Below are 8580 nucleotides of genomic sequence, written 5' to 3'. Positions count from 1 at the left end.
ACCCGAAGGATCATTGATTCCATGCCGATGACTCCCGAGAACGCGACATGGTTCGCTGACGCCTTCTCCACCATTGTCAACAACGTCAGTCAGGCGCTGCTCGACAAGGAGGACGTAATCAAGCTGGCCCTGACCACCATGCTCTCCGAGGGCCACCTCCTGCTCGAGGACGCCCCCGGCACCGGCAAGACCGCCCTGGCCCGGGCCCTGGCGGCCTCGGTGCAGGGGACGCACTCGCGCATCCAGTTCACCCCCGACCTGCTGCCCAGCGACATCACGGGCGTGACGATCTACGACCAGAAGACCGGCACCTGGGACTTCCACGCCGGCCCGATCTTCTCCTCCATCGTTCTGGCCGACGAGATCAACCGGGCCAGCCCCAAGACCCAGTCGGCCCTCCTGGAGGTCATGGAGGAGTCCCAGGTGACGGTCGACGGCGTGCGCCACACGACCGAGCGTCCCTTCATGGTCATCGCCACCCAGAACCCCATCGAGCAGGCCGGCACCTACCGCCTGCCCGAGGCCCAGCTCGACCGCTTCCTGATGAAGACCTCCGTGGGCTACCCCAACCGGGAGGCGCTCACCCGGATCCTGTCGAGCTCGGCCCACCCGGACCGCTCCAAGAGCCTGTCCGCGGTCGTGGCTTCCTCCGTGGTGGCCTCCATGGCCGACCTGGCCGCGGAGAACCACATCGAGAACTCGGTGCTGGACTACATCGGGGCGCTGGTGGAGGCCACGCGTGCAGCCGACGAGACCCGCATGGGCGTGTCCACCCGTGGCGCCATCGGCATGGCTCGGGCCGCCCGGGTGTGGGCGGCCTCCCAGGGCCGCAGCTACGTCCTGCCCGACGACGTCAAGGACCTCGCCGAGGTCGTGTGGGCCCACCGCCTGGTCATGGACCCCGACGCCGAGTTCACCGGCGCCACCGCCTCCGGCGTCATCACCGCCGCGCTGGCCCAGGTCCCCGCCCCCACGACGCGCGACTGAGCCGCATGACGCCTCAGACGACGTCGCAGAAACCTGCCCGCCAGGCCCGTCCGGGCTCGGCGGGCGGGTCCGGCGCATCCGCCTCTTCCGCCGCAGCCCCCACGTCCTCGGGGGCTCCGGCCTCCGCGCAGCCCGCGGCATCGGCTGCGTCGTCGACCTCCACGAACGAGTCCCTGACCGCCAGGCCCTCGCAGTCCCGACTGGCCGCAGCGGCCGCGGTGGCGCTGCGGCCGCTGCGCTGGCTGCTGCACACCGTGACCCCGATCGGATGGGGAAGCCTGGTGCTGCTGGCGGCCTGCGGACTGACCGGGGCCGTCATGGGCTGGCAGGAGGCGTGGAGCGCCGCGGCCGCCGTCGGCATCGTCGCGGTGAGCGCCTGGCTGTGGCTCATCCCCCGCCGCGGCTACTCGGTCAACCACAACCTGCTCGAGTCCCGCGTCACCGTGGGCGACCACGCCCTCATCCGCCTGACCGTCACCAACCCCCGTACCCGGCCGCTGCTGCCCTCGCGCATGGAGATGCCGGTGGGGCCGGGGCGCGCCGTCTTCGTCGTCCCCACCCTGACCCCCGGGGCCGTCCACGAGCGCGGCTTCGTCCTGCCCACGCAGCGCCGCGGCATCGTCACCGTCGGTCCGGTCCTGGCGGTCCAGCGCGACCCGGTGGGGCTGCTCCAGCGCGAGCGCTCCCTGAGCACCCCGCAGCACATCCACATCCACCCGCGCACCGTGCGCCTGGGCACAGTCCTGCACGGTGTCCTGCGGGACATCGAGGGCGCCGTCACCCAGGACCTGTCCAGCTCCGACGTCGCCTTCCACGCCCTGCGCGAGTACGTCCCCGGCGATGACCGGCGCAACGTCCACTGGCGCACCACGGCCCGCACCGGCCGGCTCATGGTGCGGCAGTTCGAGGAGACCCGCCGCTCCAGCCTGCTCGTCCTGCTGTCCACCCGCCACGACGACTACGCCGGTGAGGAGGACTTCGAGACCGCGGTGTCCATCGCCTGCTCGCTGGCCATGGACGCGATCCAGGACGGGCGCGAGGTCCGCTTCATCACCCAGATCGGGGCCCTGCCCACCTCCTCCGCCCTGCGGATGCTGGACACGTCCTGCCTGCTGAGCACCGGTGAGGACGACTACGGCTGCGACCTGCTGGTGCGACACGCCTGCACGGCGCACCCCGATGCCTCTATCGTCGTCCTCGTCACCGGCCAGCAGGTCGACCGCGCCGTGCTGGCCCGGGCCCGCGGCTTCGCCCCGCTGCCCATGGTGACCGTTGCCCTGCGCGCCGGCCAGCGCGGCCTGTCGCGCCACCACGCCGGAACGATGCCGGTCGTGGACATGGACCGTCTTGAGCAGCTTCCCACCGCCCTGAGGCGAGCACTATGACCCCCACGACAACCCTCACCACCGCATCCCCCCGCACCGCGGGCTCCCCGATCTCGGGCGCCTCGCCGGCCGGGGCGCCCTCTCCGGCCGAGGCCCCCTCGCAGGTCACCGCCGCACCCTCCGGAGGCTCGGACGGGTCGCCCTCCCCCTGGTCGACGGCGACGTCGTCGCGCACGCGCAGTCTCTACAGCAACGAGACGACTCGTCAGGCCCGCTCGATCACCGGCGCCGGACCGCTCCTGTCGCGTCCCTCCCGGCCGGCGCTCTCCGCCCGCCGCTTCCTGCCTCCCCGGCGCGGTGCCAAGCCGCCCACGCCGGCCGCCGCCGCCCTCGAGCTGGTCCTCATGGCCGGGATCCTCGCCATCGGCGCGGTCCCCTTCCTGCCGATCTTCGCCTCCGTGGTGGGTTGCCTCGCCGTCGGCTACGGCGCGCTCATCGGCGCCCTGACCTCCATGCTCTGCTCGCGCCTGCGCCTGTCGGTGCTGCCGAGCATGGCGGCCCTGGCGCTGGTCCACGTCCTGGTGGCCCCATGGCTGCTGACCGACGTCGGCTCCGGGACCGCGGCGATCAAGACGGTGCTGGGCTCCACGATCACCGTGTGGCGCGACGCCTTGACCGTGCCGATGCCGCTGAGCTCCTTCAGCGGCATGACGGTGCTGCCCTGGATGACCGGGCTGGTGGTCTCGGCGCTGGCGACCCGCCTCATCCTGGCGGGCCGTGAGGTCCTGGCCGGCCTGACCCTGACCTGCCTGCCCGCCGTCGGTATCGGCTGGGGCGGGCAGGAGACCGTGCGCCCCACCGTGCTGGGCGTCCTGTTCGTCGTCGGGATCCTGGCCCTGTGGACCTGCGGCTCCCTGCGTCAGCGGCGCAGCCACGTCGTCGAGGCCCTGGACCTGAGCTCCTTCTCGACGACCTCGGGCGCCACGAGCGCCCGCTCCACCGGGGACCTGGGGCGGGCGGCCCTGCGCGGAACGGTCATCGCCGCCGTGCTGCTGCTGGTCACCTCCCTGGCCGCCATGGTCCTCACCCCCGCCGCCCCCGCCTCCCGGACGGTGGTGCGCGACCTGTTCCAGCCGCCGCTGGACGTGACCGAGTACGCCAGCCCCCTGTCCCTGGTGCGCACCCTGGAGACGGACAAGGCCCACACCCGGCTCATGAAGCCGATCAACCTGCCCTCGGGCGGGCGCATCCGCATCGCCGCCCTGGACTCCTACGACGGCCTGTCGGCCCACATCGGTCAGAACGAGAACGGCCAGTCGCGCTTCGAGCGCATCGGCGACAAGACCCAGCTGACGGCCAACCGGCTCGACGGGCGCAAGCAGACCTCCTCCCTGACCATCGAGGACTACAGCTTCCCCTGGGTGCCCACGATGCCCGAGACGATCCGCATCGAGTCCTCCGGGCCGCGTCAGTCGGCCCTGCGCGAGGGCATGTACTACGACAAGTTCTCCTCCACCGGGATCGCCACCAGCGGCCTGGCCTCGGGTGACGTCCTCACCGAGCGGGTCGCCCCCTACACCGCGCCCTCCGAGGCCGCCCTCAACAAGGCCTCCCTGGCGCAGACCTCGCTGGGACCGGTCGAGCAGGTACCGTCATCGGTGGCCTCCCTGGCCAAGGAGATCGTCGGGGCCGAGTCCAACCCCATCGCGCAGGTCCGGGCGCTTCAGCAGCGCCTGCGCACGAGCTACTACTCCGACGGCACCAAGAGCCCCTCCCAGCCCGGGCACGGGGCCGCCCGCATCGCCTCCATGGTGGAGGCCGACTCCCTCATCGGCGACGACGAGCAGTACTCGGTGCTCATGATGCTCATGTGCCGCTCGCTCAACATCCCGGCCCGCGTCGTCATGGGCTTCGACCCGGCCACTGACGGCGACGCCAAGACCGTCACCGGTGAGGACGTCAAGGCCTGGGTGGAGATCCCCTTCGAGGGGCTGGGCTGGGTGTCCTTCGACGTCACGCCGGACCGCGACCAGGTTCCCCAGCAGCAGACCACCCAGAAGGTCTCCAACCCTGAGCCCAACGTCCTCCAGCCCCCGCTGCCCAATGAGGACCCGGCCCAGCTGCCCCCCAACTACGAGGACCCGCAGCGCGACGACCCCCAGGACAAGGACAAGGGAGGTCTGCCGACGGCGGTCATCGCCGTCGGAGGCTCCGTCCTGGCGATCGCGATGATCGTGGGCTCGGTCCTGGGGTGGAAGGCCTGGCGGCGCCGACGCCGGCGCGCACGCACCGGCGTGGGCAAGGCCCTGGGAGCCTGGGAGGAGATCCTTGACCGGGCCCGCGACCTGGGGCGCTACCCCGGGTGGGGGGCCACTCGGAGGGAGGCGGCCGCGCAGCTGGCTCCTCACTTCCCGCAGGTCGATCTGCCTCGATTCGCCGGAGCAGTTGACACTCAGGTCTTCAGCTCCGGGGAGCCGCCATCGTACGCTCTAGGGGAGTTGTGGGAATCCTCAGATGCGATCGTCCGCTGCATGGGGGCGGACCGCTCGCGCCTGGGACGGGTATGGGCCCGTTTGTCCCCGCGCTCCCTCGTCCATCCCGCCGACAGGCGGTCACGTCGACCCAGGAGGTTGCGGTCATGACGATCACTGCTGACGCCCGTAGCAGCGCCTCGACCGCTGCGGGCCGACCGACGTCCTCCCGTCCGTCCGATGACGCGCCGCGCACCGACGTCGTCAGTCCGTACGGCACGGCGCCGAGCGCCCCCGGTGATCCGCACGGCGGAGCGCAGACGGCAGGCGCCCGGAGCCCGGAGCCCAACGCTGCCCGGGCCGGCGCGCACACGCCCTCAGCCGCGCATCGCCGCCTCCCCCCGGCCCCGGTGCGGGCACGCGTGGTTGCCGGGGTCATCGACCTCGTCATCGGCTCGCTTCTGGTCGGGGGCCTGACCACGGTCATCTGGCAGGTGGGCGGCCGCCCGGCCCTGACCAGCGGGCTCATCGCCTTCGGTCTGGTCGTCGGGGCACGCTGGCTGGCCATCGCCGCCACCGGCTGGTCCCTGGGAGGGCGCCTGCTCAGGATCCGCATGCTGGGGGCCCGCAACCAGACCCCCTCACCACTGGGCTCGTTCCTCCACGCCGATCTCATCCTGGCCGTCAGCATCACCACGCTCGGCCTGGGCACCATCGCGCTCATGCGCACGGCGGCCGCCGACCCCGAGGGGCGCGGATGGCACGACAAGCTCTCCGGGATGGCGCTGCTCAACGCCCGCAGGCCGAGGCGTCCCGCACGACCTGCTCCCTCAGAGGCCGGGTCGGCACACCGCCCAGTCACCGAGCCCGCTTCCCTCGGCCCCCGGGCCGACGCAGGTGCCGTGGCACCGGAGGAGCCCGAGGCGTCCTCCGCTCAGGACATCGGTGAGGCCTGGGACGCCGCCAGGCGCGCGTCTGTCTCCTCCCCCGCCGAGCGCAGCGCCGCGGGCCAGGAACCAGCCACGGAACTGTCCACTCAGGCCACCGAGGAGTCAGGCGAGTCCGCCCCCCGCACTCGGCCCTCCGAGCGAGCCGTGCGCAAGACCGAGAAGAAGGCGGGCAAGACGGCACGGGGCAAGAAGCCCAGGAAACGCGGCCCCCGTCCGGGCTCGACGCGCGCCAGGGCCGGCCAGGAAACGGCACAGGAGACCCAGCAGGCCGCCACCGCGGGCGCCCAGAGCGCCACCGAGGCCGGCATCACCGACTCCTCCGGCAGGAACGCGCACCCGACGACGTCGGATCCGGTCTCCTCCTCGATCCGTCGGCCCCGTCCGGCCCGACCCACGCGCCATGCCGGTCGCGCCCTGAAGGCCGGTTCCTCGGACGGCTACGCGCCTGCGGTCTCAGGAGGCTCCGCCGCGAGCCAGGCCGCGAGCACGGATGCCGCACCGATCGCAGCCGCGCCTCAGGTCACCGTCAAGGCCACCAAGGCGGCGACCGTGTCATCGTCCGCCTCCGCGAAGTCGGCGGCGGAGGCCGGTCCGGCCATTGTGGACACCGACGCCGAGGCCGTCGCCGTCGCTTCGGCCACCCCCATGGATCCTCAGGCATCCGCTGCCATGGCCGCGGCCCGGGCCGACTCCCGGCCGGCCGTGGCGGGAGCATCGAAGTCCTCGACGGGGCCGGCCGACGAGGACACCGTCGCAACCGCCCCCGAGGCCGCGGAGGACGCCGCTCCCCCGGCTCACCAGGATACGGAGCCGGCACCGGCCGCCCCCGCCGGGGCCACCGAGCCGGAGGCGGACGACGACGCCCCGGCCGCATCATCGCAGCCGGCCGTCCCTGAGCCGACCGAGGAGACGGCCGAAGAAACGGCAGGGGAAGCTGAGGAGGCGGTTGACGAGCACGTCGAGGAATCGGTCGAGGAACCGGCTGCGGACGTCGAGGAACCGGCTGCGGACGTCGAGGAACCGTCCGACGAGCCGTCCGAGGCGGACGCCGAGGAGTTGCCGGCGGCCGCATCGTCCGACTCCGACGACGCCCCGACACAGCAGCCCTCGCAGACGGATTCCGAAACCGCTACGCTCGACGTCGTGGAGGACGCGCCGTCTCAGTCCACGGATGCCGCCGACGGCCAGGGTGACGAGGGAGAGAAGCCCTCGTCCCACGCACCGCCCTCACCTGAGCACCCGGCCGATCAGCAGCAGTCCGAAGCGACGACGCCCTCAGCGGAATCCTCCAAAACTGCTGCCGATTCCGAGGCAACGGAGTCCTCCACGTCGCACGATGCGACTTCCACACCACAAGTCCCGCGCTCGAAAGCCACAAAACCCGTAACATCACAAACGATGGAACCACGACACGCCCACGCCCAGCGCTGGAGGATTCAGCCCGGTCACACCGGCAAGAAGACCTCCGGCTCGTCTGCTGCACCTGCCGAGGATCAGCGAGAGTCGGTGTCACAGCCCGGCGTTCCTCGTCGCGAGAGCCTCTTCGCCTCCGATCGGCAGCGCTTCGCTGCCGGAGCAGGCCCCGTCCCGGAGGTGGCGCACACCTTCGACACCTCCAGCATCCTGCCCTCAGGGGACCGCAACACGCAGGCCCTCATCGACTCGGTGCCCTGGTCCTCGGTTCCCACCTCGGTCGATGCCGCCACGGTGGACTCCCTGCCGGAAGGAGCCATCGTCTCCGACGACGGCCTGCCGCAGCAGCCGAAGACGGTTTCGGCGCCTGCGCAGCACGCGTCCCCGATGGATCTGACCAACCCGGCCACCGTGCCCGGTGGTGTGCCGGCCTCCTCTGAGGGGAACACGCACCCGACCGTGCGCAGTCACCGCAGCCACGCGCGGACCTCCGCCGGCAGCGCGGCGAGCACGGCCGCTGCCGAGGCGAGCTCCGCGCGCCGGTCCCACGCCTCGCACCGCTTCTCGGGGCCGGGTATCCCCTCGCCCGCGGATGAGCACGCCGTCCCCGGCGAGTCCCGCAGCGATGCCCCCGCCGCGGAAGCCGGCGCCGCTCGTCACGAGCGCTCCGCCTCCGTCCAGGCGTCGGCGCAGCCCCAGTCCGGAGTGTCCAGGCACGGTGCCGGCAGCATGCCGGAGGCGGCCGCGCCTGCCTCCGCCCCCGCTGCAGGCGTCTCTCTGCCCCCGCTCACCCCGGTGCCCGCCGCAAGCGCCCAGACCGCCACACCGTCGCTGCCGTCGGCCTCCTCAGCCGCCCCGGCCCTGTCGGTGCGTCTTGTTCCACTGCTGGGCGGCAACCCGATCGTCATCCATGAGCCCACGGTGGTGGGCCGCGACCCCGACAACATCTCTGCCTACCCCGGGGCGGAGCGCGTGGCTCTCGACGATCCCACGCGCTCGGTGTCCAAGACGCACGCGGCGATCTTCCCGCTGCTGGACGGGGTGTGGGTCACCGACCTGCACTCCACCAACGGGACGCGGGTGGAGTACCGCGACGGGCGCACCGTCGAGGCCGTACCGGACAAGGCCCTGTCCGCCCTGGAGGGCAGCACGATCTTCTTCGGCCGCATCGCCTTCAAGGTGGAGGTCGTCTGAGTTCCGCACCGGTTCCCTCAAGCACTGGGGCCCGCACTCCTGTCCGGGAGTGCGGGCCCCGGTGTCTGTGGGCTTCGACGGCGTTCGCTCGGGGATCCCGAGGTCGTGGTTCACGTTCGGTTCCGGCCCGAATCCCCGCCCGGAGTCCGGCTACTCCACGAAGGTCGGGGGCGACTGGAGGAGGGTCGGGTGCACTTCGGGTAGGTGGGGCCTTCGTGCAGTACGCACAACCCTTGGTTA

At 72.2% G+C, this 8580-nt stretch carries 4 protein-coding genes; all 4 read left to right on the top strand.

What is annotated here, in order from left to right:
• The first annotated feature begins 21 nt into the window (after positions 1 to 21).
• Genes AB7V09_RS06695 through AB7V09_RS06680 form a run of 4 tightly spaced genes read left to right on the top strand, consistent with a single transcriptional unit; the run spans position 22 to position 8340 of the window.
• Positions 22 to 987: an AAA family ATPase gene (locus AB7V09_RS06695; RefSeq protein ID WP_075254965.1), complete on the top strand. Its 966-nt coding sequence runs from the start codon at positions 22 to 24 to the stop codon at positions 985 to 987.
• 5 nt (positions 988 to 992) lie between these two features.
• Positions 993 to 2372: a DUF58 domain-containing protein gene (locus tag AB7V09_RS06690; protein WP_419143292.1), complete on the top strand. Its 1380-nt coding sequence runs from the start codon at positions 993 to 995 to the stop codon at positions 2370 to 2372.
• Positions 2369 to 4954, top strand: a complete 2586-nt coding sequence (locus AB7V09_RS06685; protein WP_419143291.1) for a transglutaminase-like domain-containing protein — start codon at positions 2369 to 2371, stop codon at positions 4952 to 4954. The genes AB7V09_RS06690 and AB7V09_RS06685 overlap by 4 nt, the downstream gene beginning before the upstream one ends.
• On the top strand, positions 4951 to 8340 hold the full coding sequence (locus AB7V09_RS06680) for an RDD family protein (protein ID WP_419143290.1): 3390 nt from the start codon (positions 4951 to 4953) through the stop codon (positions 8338 to 8340). The genes AB7V09_RS06685 and AB7V09_RS06680 overlap by 4 nt, the downstream gene beginning before the upstream one ends.
• Positions 8341 to 8580 lie beyond the last annotated feature (240 nt).

This window comes from Actinomyces sp. SKVG-SVH-4(1) (assembly GCF_048514265.1).
GTDB classification, from domain to species: Bacteria; Actinomycetota; Actinomycetes; order Actinomycetales; family Actinomycetaceae; genus Actinomyces; species Actinomyces oris.
Note: the sequence above shows the minus strand (reverse complement) of the source record. Positions and strands in the feature narration are given on the sequence as shown.

What these genes read in the sequence shown, in the direction of transcription:
- AB7V09_RS06695 (WP_075254965.1), top strand. Translation starts at nt 22, where the DNA reads ATGCCGATGACTCCCGAGAACGCGACATGGTTCGCTGACGCCTTCTCC.
- AB7V09_RS06690 (WP_419143292.1), top strand. Translation starts at nt 993, where the DNA reads ATGACGCCTCAGACGACGTCGCAGAAACCTGCCCGCCAGGCCCGTCCG.
- AB7V09_RS06685 (WP_419143291.1), top strand. Translation starts at nt 2,369, where the DNA reads ATGACCCCCACGACAACCCTCACCACCGCATCCCCCCGCACCGCGGGC.
- AB7V09_RS06680 (WP_419143290.1), top strand. Translation starts at nt 4,951, where the DNA reads ATGACGATCACTGCTGACGCCCGTAGCAGCGCCTCGACCGCTGCGGGC.